The sequence below is a fragment of the Butyricimonas sp. RTP31003st1_G1_RTP31003_210430 genome, from assembly GCF_040920905.1.
GTDB classification, from domain to species: domain Bacteria; phylum Bacteroidota; class Bacteroidia; order Bacteroidales; family Marinifilaceae; genus Butyricimonas; species Butyricimonas paravirosa.
The window spans coordinates 1-20,367 of record NZ_JBCOSQ010000052.1 but is presented as its reverse complement, the minus strand read 5'-3'; the positions used below and the strand labels follow the sequence as shown (position 1 = coordinate 20,367).

The 20,367-nt window shown below is 41.9% G+C and carries 18 protein-coding genes; 17 read left to right on the top strand and 1 reads right to left on the bottom strand.

Going from position 1 to position 20,367, the window contains the following annotated elements; genetic code table 11:
* Nucleotides 1–2 precede the first annotated feature (2 nt).
* The 11 genes from AB5542_RS15125 (at nt 3) to AB5542_RS15075 (ending at nt 13,217) form a co-directional block, all read left to right on the top strand.
* Nucleotides 3–701, top strand: a complete 699-nt coding sequence (locus tag AB5542_RS15125; RefSeq protein WP_087419141.1) for a hypothetical protein — start codon at nt 3–5, stop codon at nt 699–701.
* On the top strand, nt 701–1,303 hold the full coding sequence (locus AB5542_RS15120) for a MotA/TolQ/ExbB proton channel family protein (RefSeq protein ID WP_087419140.1): 603 nt from the start codon (nt 701–703) through the stop codon (nt 1,301–1,303). Before AB5542_RS15125 ends, AB5542_RS15120 begins: the two co-directional genes overlap by 1 nt.
* Nucleotides 1,300–1,623 (top strand): DUF2149 domain-containing protein, encoded by a 324-nt coding sequence (locus AB5542_RS15115; protein WP_087419139.1) that lies wholly within the window; start codon nt 1,300–1,302, stop codon nt 1,621–1,623. Before AB5542_RS15120 ends, AB5542_RS15115 begins: the two co-directional genes overlap by 4 nt.
* Before the next feature lie 143 nt (nt 1,624–1,766).
* Nucleotides 1,767–3,113 (top strand): sodium:solute symporter, encoded by a 1,347-nt coding sequence (locus AB5542_RS15110; RefSeq protein ID WP_288215046.1) that lies wholly within the window; start codon nt 1,767–1,769, stop codon nt 3,111–3,113.
* 316 nt (nt 3,114–3,429) lie between these two features.
* Complete coding sequence (locus AB5542_RS15105) at nt 3,430–4,626, top strand: hypothetical protein (RefSeq protein WP_087419137.1); 1,197 nt, start codon at nt 3,430–3,432, stop codon at nt 4,624–4,626.
* A gap of 57 nt (nt 4,627–4,683) precedes the next feature.
* Nucleotides 4,684–5,544 (top strand): FimB/Mfa2 family fimbrial subunit, encoded by an 861-nt coding sequence (locus AB5542_RS15100; RefSeq protein ID WP_087419136.1) that lies wholly within the window; start codon nt 4,684–4,686, stop codon nt 5,542–5,544.
* A 10-nt stretch (nt 5,545–5,554) separates the two neighbouring features.
* On the top strand, nt 5,555–7,000 hold the full coding sequence (locus AB5542_RS15095; RefSeq protein WP_087419135.1) for a FimB/Mfa2 family fimbrial subunit: 1,446 nt from the start codon (nt 5,555–5,557) through the stop codon (nt 6,998–7,000).
* 11 nt (nt 7,001–7,011) lie between these two features.
* On the top strand, nt 7,012–8,976 hold the full coding sequence (locus AB5542_RS15090; protein ID WP_087419757.1) for a hypothetical protein: 1,965 nt from the start codon (nt 7,012–7,014) through the stop codon (nt 8,974–8,976).
* Between the two features lie 21 nt (nt 8,977–8,997).
* Nucleotides 8,998–11,157, top strand: coding sequence for a hypothetical protein (locus tag AB5542_RS15085; protein ID WP_279040940.1), 2,160 nt, complete (start codon nt 8,998–9,000; stop codon nt 11,155–11,157).
* Between the two features lie 7 nt (nt 11,158–11,164).
* Nucleotides 11,165–11,743 carry a DUF3575 domain-containing protein gene (locus AB5542_RS15080; RefSeq protein WP_407712169.1) on the top strand — a complete coding sequence of 193 codons (579 nt, stop codon included), beginning with the start codon at nt 11,165–11,167 and terminating at the stop codon, nt 11,741–11,743.
* Nucleotides 11,744–11,783: 40 nt separating this feature from the next.
* Entirely contained in the window at nt 11,784–13,217 is a 1,434-nt protein-coding gene (locus AB5542_RS15075; protein WP_288215047.1) for a DUF3868 domain-containing protein, read from the top strand.
* A 68-nt stretch (nt 13,218–13,285) separates the two neighbouring features.
* Here AB5542_RS15075 and AB5542_RS15070 read toward each other — a convergent pair whose 3' ends face one another.
* Nucleotides 13,286–14,005: a pirin family protein gene (locus AB5542_RS15070; RefSeq protein ID WP_279040936.1), complete on the bottom strand. Its 720-nt coding sequence runs from the start codon at nt 14,003–14,005 to the stop codon at nt 13,286–13,288.
* A gap of 667 nt (nt 14,006–14,672) precedes the next feature.
* Here AB5542_RS15070 and AB5542_RS15065 point away from each other — a divergent pair.
* From AB5542_RS15065 to AB5542_RS15040, 6 genes are all read left to right on the top strand, one after another.
* Nucleotides 14,673–15,194, top strand: a complete 522-nt coding sequence (locus AB5542_RS15065) for a UpxY family transcription antiterminator (RefSeq protein ID WP_279041199.1) — start codon at nt 14,673–14,675, stop codon at nt 15,192–15,194.
* Between the two features lie 6 nt (nt 15,195–15,200).
* Entirely contained in the window at nt 15,201–15,953 is a 753-nt protein-coding gene (locus tag AB5542_RS15060; RefSeq protein WP_279041197.1) for a hypothetical protein, read from the top strand.
* Nucleotides 15,954–15,978: 25 nt separating this feature from the next.
* Nucleotides 15,979–17,289: a UDP-glucose dehydrogenase family protein gene (locus AB5542_RS15055; RefSeq protein ID WP_279041195.1), complete on the top strand. Its 1,311-nt coding sequence runs from the start codon at nt 15,979–15,981 to the stop codon at nt 17,287–17,289.
* Between the two features lie 68 nt (nt 17,290–17,357).
* Nucleotides 17,358–18,887, top strand: coding sequence for a lipopolysaccharide biosynthesis protein (locus tag AB5542_RS15050; protein ID WP_279041193.1), 1,530 nt, complete (start codon nt 17,358–17,360; stop codon nt 18,885–18,887).
* Nucleotides 18,888–18,906: 19 nt separating this feature from the next.
* The gene (locus AB5542_RS15045; protein WP_368243158.1) at nt 18,907–20,049 is read left to right on the top strand and encodes a hypothetical protein; all 1,143 of its coding nucleotides are present in this window, start codon (nt 18,907–18,909) and stop codon (nt 20,047–20,049) included.
* A gap of 64 nt (nt 20,050–20,113) precedes the next feature.
* Nucleotides 20,114–20,367 (top strand): 4Fe-4S binding protein (locus AB5542_RS15040; protein WP_368243157.1); only part of this gene is annotated, 254 nt, incomplete at its 3' end.

The following is a 20,367-nucleotide window of genomic DNA, read 5'->3' as shown; positions in this document are numbered from 1 at the left end:
CAATGGATACAATTGTATTGATATTAATTTTGCTGACAGCATTTAATTTTTTGTTGAAACAAACCTTCTGGAAACCAGTAGCGGTGGGAGCCGCTGCTGGTATTGCCACTATATTTGTGATTCTGATGTGGCCTTATGCTATCGAACAATCAAAGACACAAATTGCTGATTGGTTGTCAGACAATCAATTGATGTTGGATACTTCCGTTGTGTTGACTTTGGAGATTGTTTTGCAGATGGCATTCTGCCTGTTGGCAGTTCATGTGGCAAATTATTCTCCGGTGAAGAAACGTATGATGGTGGCTTATCGCTTATTGTATTGGTTTCCGGGGGTGTTGATTATTCCGGTTTTATTCTTTGGTTTGACACAGGCTATATTCTCTTTTCCAGGGGTTTCATTTAAATTGATTGCTTGGTTGTTTGGTCTGTTTGTTTTCGTGGTTATTCCTTTGGGAAGATGGTTGATCAGGTGGTTGTTGCCGGAAGAAGACTTGCGTTTGGAGTTGTTTTTCCTGACAAATGCTTTGGTTGCTATCTTAGGAATTATTGCCACGGTAAACGGGAGAACGGCAGTGGAGGGGGTAGGCGTTGTGGACTGGTCGGCATTGACCGGTTGTGTTGTACTATTTTTAGTGGGAGCTATTGCAGGGTGGATGGTGTATGTAATTAAAAGAAAACTAACTTTTAAATTGAGAAGATAATGAATGCTATTTCTGATATCATGTTTTGGATTTCAACGGGATTGTTAGTGCCTGTTATCGTGTTGTTGATTTTGTTGTTTTTTCGTTCCCTTTTACTGGTAGGGAGTTTCTTTGGTCAATATGTTTCTATTCGCAAGACGGATAAGCTGATCCGGGAACAGATGGAGACGTTGCACGTGAATAACGTGGATCATTTTGCAGAAAAATTACCGGAAAAGAGTAATTCTTTGGTAGTGATGTTTATGAAACGGATCTTGGCGGAGCAGCAGAATAAAGCACAAGTTCAACGTTTGTTGGCTAATTTCGAGATTGCGGCAGATAAGGATTTGGCGATATCTAAAACGTTGACCAAGTTAGGACCGATTTTAGGTTTGATGGGTACCTTGATCCCGATGGGACCTGCTTTAGTCGGTTTGTCCACGGGAGATATTGCTTCTATGGCTTATAATATGCAGGTTGCTTTTGCCACGACGGTGATCGGGTTGGTGGCCGGTGCGATCGGTTTCTTGACCCAGCAGGTGAAACAACGTTGGTATTTGCAGGACATGACTAACTTGGAGTGTCTTGTGGAAGTGTTGAATGAAAAGAATGAGAAGAGATGAAACGTAATCTGTTAAAGAAAGAAGAGGATAATGACCCGATTAGCGCGGTGTCGAATCTTTTTGATGTGGCGATGGTGTTTGCCGTGGCTCTGATGGTGGCATTGGTGACAAGGTATAATATGACAGAGATGCTCTCGACAGAGGATTTCACGATGGTGAAGAATCCGGGAAAGGAGAACATGGAGATTATTACCAAGGAAGGCGAAAAGATCAACCGGTACACTCCTTCCGAGGATCAGAACCAGTCGGGGAAACGAGGGAAGAAAGTGGGGATTGCGTATGAACTTGAAAATGGTGAAATTATTTATGTTCCGGAATAGAAAGAGAGCGTAAAACATTATATTTGTCGTGGAATTAAAAGAAAGTGCCTGTGTCCACGAGTTTAGTTTTAACAGTTTTACTGGCTTATTTTTTATTGTTGATCCTGGTTGGCTTTGTGACAACCAGGAAAGTCAATAGTGAGATGTTTTTTACCGCGAACCGGAATTCGCCTTGGTATTTGGTGGCTTTCGGGATGATCGGGACAACACTTTCCGGGGTGACTTTTATCTCTATTCCCGGGGAGGTCGGTAATACGCATTGGACTTATCTGACCTTGGTTCTCGGTAATTGCGTGGGGTATATCGTGATTGCACTCGTGCTTTTGCCTTTGTTTTACAAGCAAAACCTGGTTTCTATTTATTCCTGGTTAGGAACTCGTTTCGGGGAGAAGGCCCGGTTGACGGGTTCTTTCTTTTTTATCGTGTCGCAATTGGTGGGTGCGTCTTTCCGGTTATTCTTGGTCGTCGGTGTGTTACAACTGGCTTTCTTTGATGCCATAGGTGTGCCTTTCTGGTTGACCGTGTTTATCACGATTGTTTTCGTGTGGATTTATACCGTGCGAGGAGGGATTAAGACGATCGTTTGGACAGACACGTTGCAAACCGTGTTTATTCTGATCTCTGTCGGGTTGACAATCGTGGTGGTAAACAAGGCACTGGATTTCAATTTTTCTTCGGCTATTGCAGCTATAAAGGAGAGCCCTCTTTCCAGAGTGTTTGACTTTGACTGGCGGTCGGGACAGAATACGGTGAAACAGTTTTTGGCAGGAGTGGCGATCACGGTTTGCTTGAATGGGTTGGATCAGAATATGATGCAGAAGAATCTGACTTGTCGTTCCTTGCGGGATTGTAAGACAAATATGTTTTCATTTTCTTTTTTATTCTTGGTGACGAACGTATTGTTTTTGATGCTGGGAGCCTTGCTTTACATATATGCAGAAAGAGAAGGTATCGTGTTGCCCGGTAAGTCTGATGACGTGTTTCCCTTCCTTTCCCTGAATTATTTCGGGGCTACGGCCGGTTTGTTTTTCCTGTTGGGAATAACTGCCGCGGCCTATTCTTCGGTTGATTCTTCATTGACTGCTTTAACGACCTCTTTCTGTATTGATTTTCTGAAAATAGATCCGGGAAATAAGGATGAGAAGAAAAAGCGTATGGGAGTGCATATCGTATTTTCGTTATTAATGATTTTCGTGGTTGTACTCTTCCGAGAATTAAACAATTCGAGTGTAATATCGTCTCTTTTTAAAGCGGTAGGTTACACGTATGGGCCTCTTTTAGGGCTTTTCACGTTTGGTTTAACGACAAAATATCAAGTACGGGAGAAATATCTTCCTTGGGTGTGTTTGCTTTCACCGGTGATCTCTTACGTGGTGAATTGTTACTCGGAACAACTTCTTTTCGGGTATAAATTTGGTTTCGAGATTCTACTGTTTAACGGGCTGCTTTGTTATCTTGGGTTGTTACTTATTCGGGACAAGCGTCGTTGATCGATTTCGGTTAATACTTCCCGCGCATGAGTTAAAAAAACAACGAGTTTCTTTCTATTTCTCTAAAAAGCACAAAAGATACAATATCAGGATGAATATGATGGTCTTATTATGATAAAGATAAGGGTCGTAATTTAAAATCATTCTAATATTCTGCATAAAAATATAACCTATTAAAAAAAATGTCGTAGAATCCCCATAACAAGGAATATTCGAAAATCGATTTGTAGCCATACCTTTTCGATGAGGGGATGGCTGTGACTATTATCGTCTTATTTCTTAGCTGAAATATATTTGTAACATAGAACTAAAGATTATGAAAATTGGGAATTATTTTTTAATGATTTTAGCAAGCGTGGGATTTCTTGCTTGTAATGACAGTGTGGGTGATGAGGGAATTGAAAGTGATAGTGTTTCTGTATCCGTTGCGTTGAATAATTTATCTCGAGCCAGCGGTCCCACGGATATTGTCACGAAAGACACGAAGGATATAGAGAGTGTAACGATTAATATTACGGATGCTGCTAATACGGTAATTGTTAACCGACAGATAAATAAGAGTACAGATTTGAATTCCGATTGGGTGAAATTGACCGATCCTCTTCAAGGACTTAAATTTGTCAATATCCCTCAATCTGTGGCGAAAGTTTACGTGTACGGGAATCCCGGATCGGATGTTGTGAGTAACGTGATCACGACAAACCTTACGGATCAACAGGGATCGGCAGTAATGTATTATGGGGTAGATGAAGATCTGACTCCGATTAACCCTGAGCCGATAGATCCGAATCCCACTTCCGGACAGACTTACACGGCAAACGTGAGTCTTGTACCTATTGTGGCACGTTTGCAAATTAAGAGCTTAACGTTTAAGGCAGATGGAAACTTTGAATTTACCCGTAAAATCGGTAATGAAAGTAAGAAGGCAACGGTGGAATGGACCGGATTTTCCGGAAAATTGAAAGGTATCTACCTGAATAATTTTTATTATAAGTATAATAAACCGGGAACTCTTGATGAATTATACCACAATACCACATTCTTGGATCACATGAAGGAGGGGAAATGGCTTTTTGATATGACTTCCACGTTGGATGCTGCTGATTATGCCAGCTACGTGAATTATTCAAGCGGTGTATATCAAGATCTTCCTTTGCAGACAACGGATAAATGTTATGCATTTAATTTCTTTCCGGGGACAGCTTTACCGACGATTCATCTGGATCTTGCGGATCTTGCCGTGACGACATTAACCTCGACGGATCATGATGTGTTTAATCCTGATCTTTTTAAGACGATGAGATTCGCTAATATCGTTAAATTTTATAAAGAAAATGGTGCGGAAATGACTGCTGCCGATTTTAAGGCGGGAACAATTTACAACATGGATATTGAGATCGTTCCGATGTTGGATAATGATTTGAGTAATATCCAGTATAACGTGTTGATTCATGTAACGATCGAACCTTGGGCAGAGGAAACAATTGTTCCGGATTTCGATTTTGAAGGATGATTTTAATAATGAGAGAAACAAAGTGCCATCGCATTTTGTTTCTCAAAATACGGAAAGATGAAACGAATCAAAATAATCGGGAGTTTACTCCTTCTCCTTCTTTTCTCCGCGTGTATAAAGGAATCCCAGGATGATTGTGATGTATATGTCTATTTCAGCTATTTGGGAGATACGGATGAGGAAATTTTCCCTCAGAAGATCGATAAGGTGAATTTGTACGTGTATGATGAATCGGGAGTGTTGGTGATGAATCGTGTTTTCGACCGGGAAGAACTTCGACTCTCTCAGGGTACGGCACTAGATCTGCCGAGAGGGAATTATCATCTGGTTTGCTGGGGAAATGCCTATGAAACCACGCGAATAAATGATCATGCATCATTGACTTCAGCGATGGTAGCAGCACCTCACTATTTTACCAAAGAGATTATCACCACGAATGATAGCTTGTATTTCGGGATGAGAGATATAACCATACAGGGAAATGGGGAGGAACGGGATACGGTTTATTTTAACAGTTCTCATATAAAGATGCGGGTGGAAATTGTCGGATTGGAGGGAGAGGAAATGCCTTTGCAGATTGAAGTGGGAAATCTGAGTCCGACCGTGGATTTTGCCCGAAACTTTTCGACGGTGAAGGAGCATTATTATCCGATTGCCAAGAGGGATTCCGAAACGGGAAGGTCTGACGCTAAATTTAATGTTTTGCGCTTTAATGACGATAATGATGTGTACGTCAATCTGATTGACAAGAGTACGAACCAGGTGATATACAATCTGAAGTTGAAAGATTTTATGCAGGATAATCAGATTACCGTGGATGGTATCAACGAGGCATTTGTCGGAATTCGTTTTAAGATCAATGGGTTGACTGTTACGGTGACGCCTTGGGAGGAAGAGAATATAAAACCCGGAATATAAATGAGGGATTATGATGGAAATTAGAAATATACGAATAGGTCTTTTGTTACTTTCTTTCATCCTGTCGTTGACAGGGTGTGACGAAAAGGAAAGCGATTCCGTTGAGGAGGCTAATTTGACCTTGTCTTTCACTTCCCGGGCGGAAATGGATCATCTGGCGAAAGGTAATGATAGTAAATTTTCAAGTCTTGCTATATATGTTTTTAATAAAGCGGACGGTAACTGTGATTATTTTGAACTGGTTCCTGATATTACACCGGAGGCGATTGATTTATACCGCAGGGTGTTGACCGTATCTTCCCAAACCAAAGTAATCTATGCTATCGGTAATTATGCCGGGACAGATAAGATTCTTTCGGTGAATTTGACGGAGAACACAACAATGCAGGAGTTGGATAATATGACCGTGACTAACACGTTTTTTTCTGAAGGTTCCATATTGATGATCGGGAAGAAAGAGGTGTCTGTTACCGGGGTTTCTACTGATGTGGAAGTACCTATGAAGAGGTTGGTGGCCCGCCTGGATATTTATATGTTTAAGAATAGTGAGTTGACGAGTGATGATGTGCAAGTTGTTTCTGTTGATTTTGTCAATCAGGTGATGAATAGCAAATGTGATATTACAAATCGTGAAATGCTTGTTCCGGTAAATATGAGAACAGAGTTCAAGAGTATCACGACGAATACGATATTACAGAATATGCCCGCGGATTTGAGTTCGATTGTTCCGGAAAATGCTCACGCATCCTTTTATAGCTATCAGAATATAATACCTTCTTCTGCCACGGTAGACGAGACGATAACTCCTTATTTATCGGTAACTTTGAGGATTAATGGGAAAGAATATAAATGTAAAGGGTATATCACGGATACCGGACACGAAACGGATAAATATAGCTTGAATCAAAACACGGTTTATCAAGTGTTGGCGATGTTTGAGCATCCTGATAACAAATTGGCTGTGAAAATCACGCCATTGCCTTGGATAGTTGCGGAGTCCCAGATTGGTGGTACGTTAGTGAAAGAGGGGGATTATTCGTTGGCCGCTTATAGCGGGAGTGATGTGGGAGCTACGACAGGCACGGTTTATTTTCCGTACGTGAAAGATAATACTCCGGTAAGCGAGACTTCTTATGCCAGTTATAGTTTTAAGTTGACGGCCCCGGCCGGAGCCGTCTGGACGGCAACGCTGACGAATGGTCTGGATTTCTTTTTTACAGAGAAAGGAGTGGTAGATGAACAGAAGGCCGTGTCCAGTGGTGTCGCCAGAGAGAATGAATATGTTATTCGGGTTGGAGCGACGAAAAGTTGGAGTGGGGTACCCAGAAACACGTATATGTATATTACAGTAAATGGTAAAAAGTTGAAAATAAATCCATTGCAGAATGGTGGTGCGAGAAAGTTTCCGGGCAACAATGATACGGATATTCTGATCACACAAATGGGTTATAAATAAAAGATATGGTTATGAAACACAGAAATATCATATGGATATTGGCCTTCATGTTGTGCGTGGTTTCGTCCTGTACACGTGATGAACCGGCGAATCCGGATAACGGAAATGTGGGGGATATTTCTCTTCGACTCTCGTTTGCCGGGGCATCTGTGGCGAGAGTGACAGATGATAGTGAGGATGGGGATGACGGTTTGAACGAGAATAGAATCAAAACGCTGGACGTGTTTATATATAAAAAAGGAGATGATAATTGTGCTTATTACCAGCATATTGTACCCTCTGCAGAATTGACCGGAACGGGGGAGTATACGGCTGATTTAAATGTTTTTCAGGAAGTATTTGAATCTGATGCGGAGTACGAGACTTACGTTGTGGTGAATTATGCGGGAGTGATCCCCGCTGACGGGTATATGTTGAGTGCATTGAAAGATTTATCCGTGTCCGGTTTGAATCCGGATGGCCAGCAGGATTATTTCTTGATGGATGGGGTGTCTTCCGCGATGGTTTTGAACAATAAAATTATAGTGAATAAGGAGATACCGGTATCTCTAAAACGTGCTGCATCAAAAATACGGGTAAAGGTGATTTGTTCGAACGGGTATACGCTGGAAAGTGGAAACGGGATAAATAAGAAATTAGTGAATTATGCGGTGAACAGCAGGGTGTTGGAGAACGGGAATTCCTTTACCCCGGATTTGTTGGAGATGTCTGATTTTACTCCTTCGATTGTTGACGAGACGACTCACGTTGCGTTTGTCATGTATGCTTACGCGAACGACTGGAATGACGATGTGAATAAAGAGACGTATATTTTGCTGGATGTTCCCATGAGTAAGGGTTTGATTGGGTATACACATAATTATTACCGGATTCCTGTAAACTACCGGATCCCTTTGGATGAGAATGACAAGTCCACGGAAACGTTTTATAAATTACAACGGAATTATCTCTATGATATTTCTGTCACGATAGATACGGTTGGGTCTCCAGATCCTGAAAAGGCCGTGGAATTAACCACGCAATACACCATAGAAAATTGGACGACAAAGGAGGTGCTTGTGTCCGTGGAGGGGATCAACTTTTTGTATGTTGAAGATTCTCGGATCACGATGCCGAACAGTACAAAATATACCACGACATTCCAGTCTTCCACTCCGGTTACGATAAGTAATATAAAGGTGAATGGGAAAACGCCTGCCGCGAATGAGGTAAGTATAGAATGGAGTAAGAGTGCAAAATCGGGTGATATTGTGATAAACAGTAAACTCCCGAACAATTTTGTGGCAAAGACCGTTACGTTCACGGTAACGAATGAGTCCGGAATGACACAAGATGTCCAGGTTGAGCAGTATCCGGCCCTGTATATCGGGTATGATGTTTCTTTGGACGCGCCGGATGGAAGTCAGGGACAGAACAATAAAAAAATGTTTATTATAAATTCGTTTGTTGCGGATTTCTCTTCTTTGCCCGATCCGGATGAATTTGACGAAGATTTCGGAACCGGGTACACGCATTACGCTCCTAATCCGACGTTAGGGGTTTCGTATGCCTCGTATATCAGGGAGCATGCGGTACTGGGGTATCCCCGGGTGGATGCTGACGGCAACACGATAGACTCGGAGGAGAATAACAGGAGGATCTCTCCCCGTTTCATGTTGGCGTCACAACACGGGGCAACGGCGGCCGGCAATTATGTTGTCGCTAGAGATAAATGTAACACGTACGTTGAACGGGATTCGACAACGGGGGAGACTTATTCGGATTGGCGGATGCCAACATTGGCCGAAATATATATGATAGATATACTTCAGAATATCCGTCTGAGTGACGTGAAAAAAATTCTTGAAGGGGGATGGTATTGGAGTTCCCGGATGTCGGGTGCGGTGAATTTCATGGACCCCAGGGTTGGAAATGCCGCCACTTCCGGGGAGCTATATGCTGCTGTTCGGTGTGTGAGGGATGTGAAAGATAGATGAGTAACTTAATGTTTATGAGCAATGAAACAATTAATATATATATATTTAATTATATCCTTTTCAGCATTCTCCTGTACTGATGCTCCGGAAAGATGGGATGAGTCGGGAGGAAAAGAAATTTCTCTCGATGTTTCGCTCTATATACCGGAGTTCAACACGACCTTGGGGAGAGCCGTATCAGATGAAAATGCTGTTCGTGATATGTGGTTATTGACATTTGATGCTCAGGGGTTGTTCCTGGCACGTTTGCACGCGACGGATTTGGTTGCCCGGGAAAACGGGGGAATCGGAACGGGTGAGTTTAAAGTTAAACTCCCGGAAAAGACACGGATCATCCACTTTATCGCGAATCATGATGAAATAATCTCTTTTGATGATAGGGCTGCTTTGCAGAAAGATGAACGGGAACTGATTCCCGTGCTGGCAGGCGGACAGTTGATGTTTTGGGGACGGGCGGAATTAGCGGAAGGAGCGACTTCTGTGAGTACCGTGTTGTTCCGGAATCGAGCAAAGGTTACAGTAGAGAATAAGGCGACGAATTTCAGCGTGACGGGTTATGCTTTGTGTAATTACGCGACTGTCGGGACCGTGGCTCCGTTTAATCCGACTGCAACACCTTTGCCTTTTGTTATCTTGGAGAATACCCCGACACTTCCATTAGGTTCCGTGCAGAAAGTTGATCAGACCGTGGCAGATTGTGATTTATCCCCGAAATACATGAACGAGGAAATGAATTTGTTTAACGATCAATGTTACGTGATTATAAAAGGGAGGCTGAGTGGTGAGACCGTGGATAAATATTATAAGATTCAACTCTTGGATGAAGATAAAAAACCTTATCCGATTGTGCGAAATTATCATTACCGGGTTGAGATAGAATCTTTCAGTGAGGATGCGAGTGGTAGTGCCTCTTTTGAGGACGCGAAAACGGCGGAACCTTCTAATAATATTTATGCCGAGATTTTTAAAGATTCTCCCACCATATCGGACAATAATAACAATAACCTGACCGTGGGCCAGATTAACTTGTTGTTTATTCAGGGGGGTGCGTTGAACGTGACCGCTCATTATACTAAGAATGGGGAGACTTCGGACAATGAGGTGGATGTCTCTGTTATTGAGGACCCGAATAATATACTGAGGGGGGTGTCTTACGATAATAATAAGGGGGTTATTACGGCGAATGTCGCCGAGGTCGTGTCCGGACAGAACACGGCAACGATTTCCGTGAAGGCGGGTGTGTTGTCCCGTGTGATAACGGTGACCTCGTCTTCTTTGTATAGTTTTTTACCGGCAACCGTTTCTCCTGTCTTGTACACGGAACGGGATCAAGATGTGACATTAAAATTCAACATTCCCTCTTCTATTCCGAAATACTTGTATCCGGTGCGATGTGTTATTTCAACCAATAATCTTTACCCGGTCGATCCGAACAAAAACATGGAAATCCTGTTTGAGGACGGGACGTACAAGTACGTGTATTGGGCCGAGGGACCGGGAGAGAAGAGTCTGAATTTTAAGACCAGTTACGAGAATAGCGACGAGACGATAACGATTGAAAACGATTATTTTCACACGGCATCAATAAAACTACAGTCCCGTTATTTTGCGGATGTGTCCGTAAATGGTAATAATGTCGTGAATTATGGTTTGAATGAGGCGGCCGTGTTCCATTTTTCGATGCCGGAACTAAAAGATACTCCCCCGACTTACCCGTTAAAAGTGTATATTGCTACACAAAGCCTTTCCACGAGTGATGCCGGATGGACGAAAGTCAACGGCGGGTATGAACGTACTTACACTTCGGCTCCGATAGGGGAACAGACGGTTAACTTCCGTTCGAGTCAGGCGATGAGTAGTGAAGACATCGTGATCTCGGCTCCGGGTTTCCGAAGTACAACCGTTCGGTATGACAATTTACTTACTCGGGGTGTACAAGTGAGCGGACCGATTCGGGTTAACGATATTTACCTGGTAAAACTTTTTCAAGTGACTACTTCCGATACGAATATGGTCGGTAATTTTAGAACATCAAATACAAGTACATATACATTTGTAATAAAGGCGGGGACCAAAGTTTCTGACATTATTACTTTTTATATCAGATCAGGGAATGCGAGATATACTGGGGCATATAGCATAAAGCAACTTTTGCAGCAACCCACAATTAATTTAAATTAGAATGGTGATGAAGAAACTTCTTTTATTGAATATCATAATGATACTCGTGATCGGTGTTTCGGGACAGGAAAAATATAAAGCTCCCGATATGCCTGTATTCGCGATCAAGACAAACGCCCTGTATTGGGCTACGGCAACTCCTAACCTCGGCGTGGAATTCGCCTTGTCGGAAAAATGGACCATGGATATTTCGGGAAATTACAATCCTTGGAAATGGTCGGGGAATAAGAAATTTAAGCATTGGTTGGTGCAGCCGGAATTACGTTATTGGTTGTGCGATCGGTTCAGCGGGCATTTCTTTGGTGTTCATGCTTTTTATGCCCAGTTTAATATGTGCGGGATTGAAGCGTTCGGGTGGAAACACAAGCGTTATCAAGGTGATTTGTTCGGGGGTGGTATCGCTTACGGGTATCACTGGATATTGGGTAACCGTTGGAGTTTGGAAGGAACTGTTGGCGTGGGGTATGCCCATATCAAATATGACAAGTATAAATGTGAGAAGTGTGGTCCCAAGCTTAAAGACGGGCGACGGAATTACGTGGGACCCACGAAATTAGGTATCAATTTGATTTATATTATCAAATAATAACATGAAAGTTATGAGGAAAAATGTAATATATAAAATTATGATAGCCGCTTTACTGGTGATGGCGAGCATCCCGTTAGTGGCTCAACAAAGAATATACAAAGGGGCAATTGAGGTCGCTTCTGTTGAGGTGAAACGTTTGGATAACACATTGCGAGTGAGCATGCGGCTTGATATGAGTCAGTTACAGGTTGACCGGGAGCGAGCCTTGACGTTAACACCTGTACTATCGGACGGAACCCATCAAATAGAGTTACCATTTATCTTGATAAACGGGGCATTGAAACATAAAGCCTATGCCCGGGCGATGGCAATAGATCGGGATATGGCAGGTCTGGAATTACCGTATAGTGTATTGCGATCGGGAAGGGACACGAGGGAGATACTTGATTATTCCATCGATTTACCTTATGAATCCTGGATGCACGATGCCGGTATCAATATCGTGGAGGATTTATGCGGTTGCGGCGGGTATGTTCAGGAAATAGATGAGGAATCTTTGTTACTTCCCGTGCCGTATGAGATGTTACCTGTCGTGTCTTATACCAAACCTTGGGTAGAGGCTGTGAAGACGAGAGATGAACAGCGGGAAGTACAGCTTGATTTTCCCGTGGGAAAAATCAATATCCTTCCCGATTATATGGATAACCGGGCGGAACTGGATGAGGTTGAAACTTTTTTGGGAGAGATTCGTGCGGATAAAAATATAGAAGTAACACGTATTGATATTACGGGATATGCCTCCCCGGAAGGCTCGCTAAAAAATAATGAATGGTTGGCAAGTGAGCGTGCAAAAGCCTTGAAAAACTATCTTGTGACGAGAGTATCTTTCCCTGCGAATGTTTACCATGTGCAAAATGGAGAGGAGAACTGGGAAGGGTTACTGAAACTTTTGGAATTGTCAGATATAAAGGATAAAGGAGAGGTTATTGCGATAATTAAGGGTACGGAAGACGCAAATGTTCGAAAAAGTAAGTTGAAGAGTTTGGATGGAGGGAAAGTTTATCGTCAGATGTTGTCTTCGCTCTACCCTCGCCTTCGAAAAGTGGAGTGTTCTGTTGCCTATAATGTGCGTAGCTTAACCGTCGAGGAGGGAAAACAGATGCTTGAAACGAATCCGAGGTACTTGAGTTTAGACGAGATGTATCATATTGCGAATTCTTATCCCCAGGGAAGTCCGGAGTTCCGGAACGTGTTTGAGATTGCCGTTCGTACTTATCCGAATGATCCGGTAGCGAATCTGAATGCCGCAGCGATAGCTCTTTCCCGGGGGGATCTTCCTCAGGCAAAGAGTTATTTAGATAAATCGGATAAAAATACACCTGAATATATGAATAATCTTGGAGTATATTATATGTTTACAGGGGAACTGGATCAGGCGAAGGCGGAGTTAACGAGAGCTTTGCAAAAGGGAGTAGAGAATGCAGGGGTGAATTTGAAGGAGATCGAGAAGAAGTTGGAAAATGACCGGTAGCGGTGTATTTCACCATAAAAGAAGCCCCCGAATTTTTTAAGATTCGGGGGCTTTTTAATTAAATCTATTTATTGATGTGGTGGAACTTCAATGAGTAGTACCCGTGATTTTTCGGTCGCCTTGAATTCGACTTCATCGGTATCATATACTCCTACTCCATCACGGCGTTTCAAGGTTAAGTCCTTTAGCTCGATACTTCCTTCAATAATAAAGATATACACGCCTAGGCTCTCTTTTGATTTCATCTTGTAGAGTTGTAAAGAATCTTTGTCCAAGTCGGCAATCGAGAACCAAGCTTGTTGATAAATCCATAATCCTTTGCCGTTACCGGGATAAGGAGATACGATCTCGCTGATCTCATTCTTGCGGATTAAATCGGAAATCACGGCGTTCTCGTACCGGGGCGGTACGTTTTGCTTGTTTGGGAATACCCAGATTTGCAGAAATTCACTAGGCCGATCGTCATTTCGATTGTATTCACTATGCATGATGCCTGTTCCGGCACTCATCACTTGAATTTCACCTTCTTTGATCGTGTCCTTGTGTTTTAGACTGTCCTGATGTTCCAAGTCGCCTTTCAAGGGGATGGAAATGACTTCCATGTTTTTATGAGGATGTAGGTCAAATCCGGTACCTCCTTCTATCCGGTCATCGTTAAGTACGCGTAACGCCCCGAAATTAATGCGTTGTGGATTGTAGTAATCTGCGAAACTAAAGGTGTGATGGGTTTTTAACCATCTGTGGTCGAAGAAACCGCGACTCTCGGCTTTATGTAGTATTGTTTTCATAACCTTATTTATTTTTGTGTATATAATGTTATACGGTTAGAAGGGTGTTAAGGTTACAATGTGGTTATTTCTAGGTTGTGCTATGGTTGCTTTATCTCAACGACATAGCATGAACATAGTATGTACATAGCATCTACATAAATCATGTGTCTGTGCTATGTAGGAGTTGTGTCGAATCTCGGATTTTGAGGTAGGGAAAGGATAAGGTAATGTTGGTGTAAGGGAAAATAATCGTTAAATGATTATTGATATATGAATTAGAAATTCAAGTTTAATTGTATTGTAAAACGTTAAACTATAATGCGATAGAGCGTTTATTATAGGATCGTTTAATGCGTTGCAAATATACTAAATTTTCATATAGCGCAAATAGAAGTAAAATATTTTTCTTCAATTTAACAATCAGGTTGTTAACACGTTTATCAGAAATTGTAAAAAAAGATAATATGTTAATATCATTAAACGATCGTTTTTTGAAATAAAAAAATCTTTAGTGCGGACAGCTTTCTGTCGTTGATTCGCTGTTTATAGCGAGACGATTGAAACACATGGTATTAAATCAAAACCGGTAAAAGGGTTAGTGCGCGAAGCGCATCCGGTCGGGAAATGTGGAGAAGGTTGTTTTTGACTCGATTAAAACCTTGACAGGGGAAATATCAAAAGGTACATGATTGACAATAAAAAAATAAATTGGTACGTGGCTCATACCCGGGTGAATCAGGAGTTATGGATAAAGAAAAGACTTGACGAGTTGGGCATCGAGAATTTTTTACCCCAGGAAGAGCAAGTCCGCGAAACGCCCTTGGGGCGTAAAACGATCCGGGTACTTTTGATTCACGGGATGATCTTTATCCGTACGGATAAAACCACAAGTTTTTCGTTGATAAACGATCATAGGTTGAATATTGTTTATTTAAAAGATATTGAAGGGCGTCACTCGTTGATTGTCCCCGATAAACAAATGTATGATTTTATGTTTTTGCTAGATTTTTCCCCGAGAGGGATAGAGGTGTTGAACAAGAATTTGAAACGAGGAGACCGGGTGCGAGTAATCAAGGGGCCTTTGTTGGGATTAGAAGGAGAGTTGGTCCGCCTGATGGGGCATAAACGTGTGATCATTCGTTTGGAAGGAGTAGTGTCCATTGCAACGTCTTACATCCCGGGTTCCTTTCTGGAACGGATAGAGTAGAACAAGATGATGAAAAAAGGTTTATTTTATGATTTGTACGACCGGTTACGCCAGGTGAATTTCCGTTCGTACCCTCCCGACAAGTTGTCCGGTTTTCTTCACGGGTATCTCACGGTTTACACGATGGTTCGAATATACCCCTGGCTGGAGGCTGATTTCGGAACCCCATACGATATTCATGAACGAGCGAAAGAGATTGCCCGTTGGTACGAGGTGCTGGTACAGAGAGAAGACCTGCCGGTAGATCCTCGTGCCGGTTGTGCTGCGGATTTGATGGATGTTTACCAGTTATACTCGGACTTGAATTTTTTGGAGAAGGGAGTGGATGCAGCGTACGATATTCTGACTCCTTGGGGAAGTGATAAACTGGTATTACCCTGTCGTACGCCTAATATTTGCAGACTGTTGTGTAATTGTTATTATTTCACCGGGGATGTGGAATGTGGAAAATTGGCAGGTAAGTTGGTGATGGAGGCTTTGGGCTATATGCGAGGGAATTTCCAAGGTGATTTACTGGGTTGGTGGGATGCGTTTTGTTTATATGGAGACGTGATTGGTTTGATGGAATTATCGCTTGAAGAACGGGAACACTTGGGAGAAGAGCGATTGCGGTTATCCGTTCGAGTACGCCAAGTAGAAGATGAGATAGTCGGGGGATTTGTACGAATGGGTGATATTTTCTCTATTGATACTGGGCTGGTATTTTATATTTTGGCCAAGCGGGAATTTGCTGCTTGCAACGAAGAGTATGGGAAGTAAGAATGAAAAATAGAAATACATAATTATGAAAATTGCAATAGTCGGAACCGGGTATGTTGGTTTGGTATCTGGAACATGTTTTTCTGAAATGGGAGTGGATGTAACCTGCGTGGATATTGACAGGGACAAGGTGGAACGGCTGAAAGAGGGGGTAATCCCGATTTATGAACCGGGTTTGGAAGATATGGTCCATCGGAATGTCCTTGCCGGGAGATTACATTTCACGACGGATTTGCGGGAAGTACTGGATGATGTGGAGGTTGTTTTTAGTGCGGTGGGTACCCCGCCTGACGAAGATGGGGCGGCCGATTTGAAATACGTGTTGGAAGTTGCCCGCACGGTGGGATGTTATATGAATAAGTATTTGGTGATGGTAACGAAAAGTACAGTTCCCGTGGGCACGGCTGTTAAGGTAAAAGAGGTGATTCGGGAGGAACTGGATCGGCGTGGCGTGAATATTGAATTTGATGTCGCTTCGAATCCTGAATTTTTAAAGGAGGGAGCTGCAATAGATGATTTTATGCGTCCGGACCGGGTGGTGGTAGGAGTGGACAATGACCGGGCAAGGGAGATCATGACCCGCCTGTACCGTCCCTTTATGCTGACGAATGACCGGATGTTGTTCACGGATATTCCGAGTGCGGAGATGATCAAGTATGCGGCGAATTCAATGCTTGCCACCCGGATCAGTTTTATGAATGACATCGCTAATTTATGCGAATTGGTAGGAGCCGATGTCAATATGGTCCGTAAGGGGATCGGGAGTGACACCCGGATCGGGGCGAAATTCCTTTATCCGGGATGCGGTTACGGGGGCAGTTGTTTCCCGAAGGACGTGAAGGCTTTGATTCGAACGGCTGACCAGAACGGTTACAGCATGAGGGTGTTAAAAGCGGTGGAAGAGGTGAACGAACAGCAGAAAACAGTACTTTTTAACAAATTCCTGAAACATTTCAACGGGGATGTGAAGGGCAGGACGGTGGCTCTTTGGGGATTGTCATTCAAGCCGGAAACGGATGATATGCGGGAAGCCCCGGCTTTGGTGTTGATCAATTTGCTGGTGGATGCCGGGGTATCGGTCAGGGTATATGACCCGATCGCTATGGATGAATGTAAGAGACGGGTGGGAGATAAGGTCGTTTATTGTAAGGATATGTATGATGCGGTGGTGGATGCCGATGCACTGATGTTGGTGACGGAATGGAAAGAGTTCCGGATGCCGAGTTGGAGCGTGTTGAAAAAGGCGATGAGGGAATATGCGGTCATTGACGGGAGAAATATCTACGATAGGAAAGAATTGAAAGAAAACGGTTTTGATTATTACAAGATTGGGTGATAAAATACAGGTAATGAATAAACCTTTAAACAGGAACTTTTGCCTATGTCAACACTTACGGAAACATAATGTCGAATTCGGAAAACAATAAACGTATTGTACGGAATACTGCCGCATTGTATGTGCGGATGTTGTTGATGATGGCTATCTCGTTATACACTTCACGCGTGGTTCTTCAAACGTTGGGTGTCGTGGATTATGGCATCTATAATGTCGTGGGGGGAGTGGTAACGATGATTGCTTTTTTAAACGGAGCTTTGTCGACAGCTACACAACGGTATTTGAATTACGAGATGGGCAAGGGAAATTCTGACGGGCTAAGTAAGGTTTTTTCCATGTCGTTCTGGTGTTTCTGTATGATCGCCCTTGCCGCGGTAATCGTGGCTGAAACTGTCGGTTTGTGGTTTGTTATCAACAAATTGAACATTCCGGCGGAACGTGCGGACGTGGCATTGTGGGTGTATCATATTTCCGTGTTGACTTTTGTGGTAGAATTGCTCGTTGTTCCCTATAAAGCTTCTATTATTGCGCATGAAAAGATGTCGGTTTATGCCTATATCTCTATTGCAGAGGTATCCTTGAAACTTATCCTGATCTATTTGTTGGTGGTGATTGATGCTGACAAATTGCGTTTGTATGCCAGCATGATGTTTATCGCTACATTGCTGATCTGTTATATTGATAAGCTTTATTGTTCGAGGCATTTTGCAGAGTGTAACGTGAGATTGGTTTGGGATAGAATGTTGTTTAAGGGATTGTTTTCCTTTTCAGGGTGGATGTTGGTGGGAACGATAACTTATATTCTGAGTACCCAAGGGGTGAATATGTTGATTAATATCTTCTTCGGGGCGGCTGTTAATGCGGCAAGGGGAATTGCCCTACAGGTTTCTAATGCGATAAATTCTTTTGTGACGAACTTTATGATGGCTGTCCGTCCGCAAATTGTAAAATCGTATGCGAATGGCGAGCATGAATACATGTATAAACTCGTATTCAGCAGCTCAAAGCTGTCATTCTATCTGTTATTGATTTTTACCACGCCTGTTTTCTTTTATGCGGAACCCGTTTTGGGTTTGTGGTTGGATACGGTTCCTGAATATACGGTGCTGTTTACCCGATTGGTGCTGATCAGCACGCTTGTCACCACGTTTTATACTCCCATAGGGTATGCTTCGCAGGCATCGGGTAAGATTCGGGATTACCAGCTTACCATAGCCGCCGGATTTTTATTGATATTTGTATGTACTTATTTTTTATACAAGTTGGGGTACGGAGTTGAGTGGACATTTTATATTGCCATTCTTATTGATATTATTGGTTTATTGGTACGTTTGGTCTTACTGAAAAAAGTGATAGATTTCCCTCTGTGGCCTTATTTGAAAACGGTAGGAGTTCCGATTGTCGTTATTTTTACGTTGGTGTATTTCTTGTCATTTGCTTATAAATGTTTTTTTGTTCCGTCCTCGTTTTTTAGTGTCGTTTTAGGTGTTGGTTGGTGTGGTATTATAGCGGCAGCGTTAAGCCTTTTATTCGGGTTGGATCACTCGGAAAAAAGACTTATCAAAAAAGGTATTCAAAGGATATTGAAACGAAAATAGTTTAGTAAAAAGATTGTTTTTGATAGAATCTAAATATACTTCTTATCTTACAGCAGACGTTGCGGATGCTTATGTCGTAGGTTTTTTATTATATGCGATGGAGAGAAATCTTAATATGAAATTGGAAATTCCTTTAAGTGAGAGACTTTATTTCCAACTTACCAAGTATTTGATGCCTTTCCTTGTTTCGTTTAATAAACATCTACATGTGATAAATATCTCAGCTAATTTGGTGTCTAAGGATTATCAAGCTATACACGTAGGTACAGGTATTTCATGTGGTGTAGATTCGTTAAGTACAATAGTGTATCATGGTCTGGAGGAAAAAGTGGAGAAAAATAAGATAGACACATTGACGTTACTCAATACTGGATATTATGGCTGTTCTGAAAATAATTCAGAAAATTACCGACGGTACATACAACAATCTTTTGATTTTGCAGAGAAACATCATTATAATTTTTTGACGGTGGATTCCAATCTAAGTAATGTTATGGAATATAACTTTTTATCTGCGCATACCTATTTGACTTGTTCTGTGTTGTTGTTATTACAAAAATATTTTTCTGTTTATTATTATGCTTCAGGGTATACTGTAAATCACTTTAGAGTTGATTTTTCGGATTCTGCTAATTATGATGTATTTCTTTTGGATTGTATATCTACAGAGAATCTGAAATTTTATTCTTCATGTTGTGTAATAAATAGAATAGGTAAAATCCGTATGATTGCACAATATAAAGATATTTTTGAGTCTCTTTATGTATGTACGAGAGGAACAGTTGCTAGTAATTGCAGTCATTGTGAAAAGTGTGTTCGTACGATGCTTGCTTTGGATTCGATGAAGATGATAGAGGAATTAAAGCAAAGATTTAATTATTCTATATTTAAAAAGTATCGTAATCGGTATCTTAATTACATGCTCCGTCATAAAGGTAATAATCCTTTTTATAAAGAAGCTTTTGATTGTTACAAGAAAAATAAAATTAAGATACCTTTTCTTGCTTATTTTAGTATTATGCCTTGTGCATTTGAACGTAGAGAGATGTTGTGTTCTTTTATGAACTCAGCTTTAGGTAAATGGATAAGGAAGAAAAGTTTTTATAGAAAGTTTGTCTCTTGGATTGAACGTATTTTTAAGAATTATAGTCGTAGAAACTAGTCTATTGGAAGCGAGTGCCTACCGATACCTCTGATCGACGGGTAAATGAATTATTAGGGTTCTTATGATAAACATTGTTGATAAGAGAAACTGTTGTGGTTGTGCTGCTTGTGTGCAGCGTTGCCCGAAACAGTGTATTATGTTGATAGAAGACGGGGAGGGTTTTCTTTATCCGGAAGTGGATATGGATGTTTGTATTCGCTGTGGAATATGCGAGGAAATTTGTCCTGTGTTGCATCAAGGTGAAGCCCGTGTCCCGTTAGAAGTGTTTGCGGCAAAGAATCCGGATGAAGAGATCCGTCGAACGAGCAGTTCCGG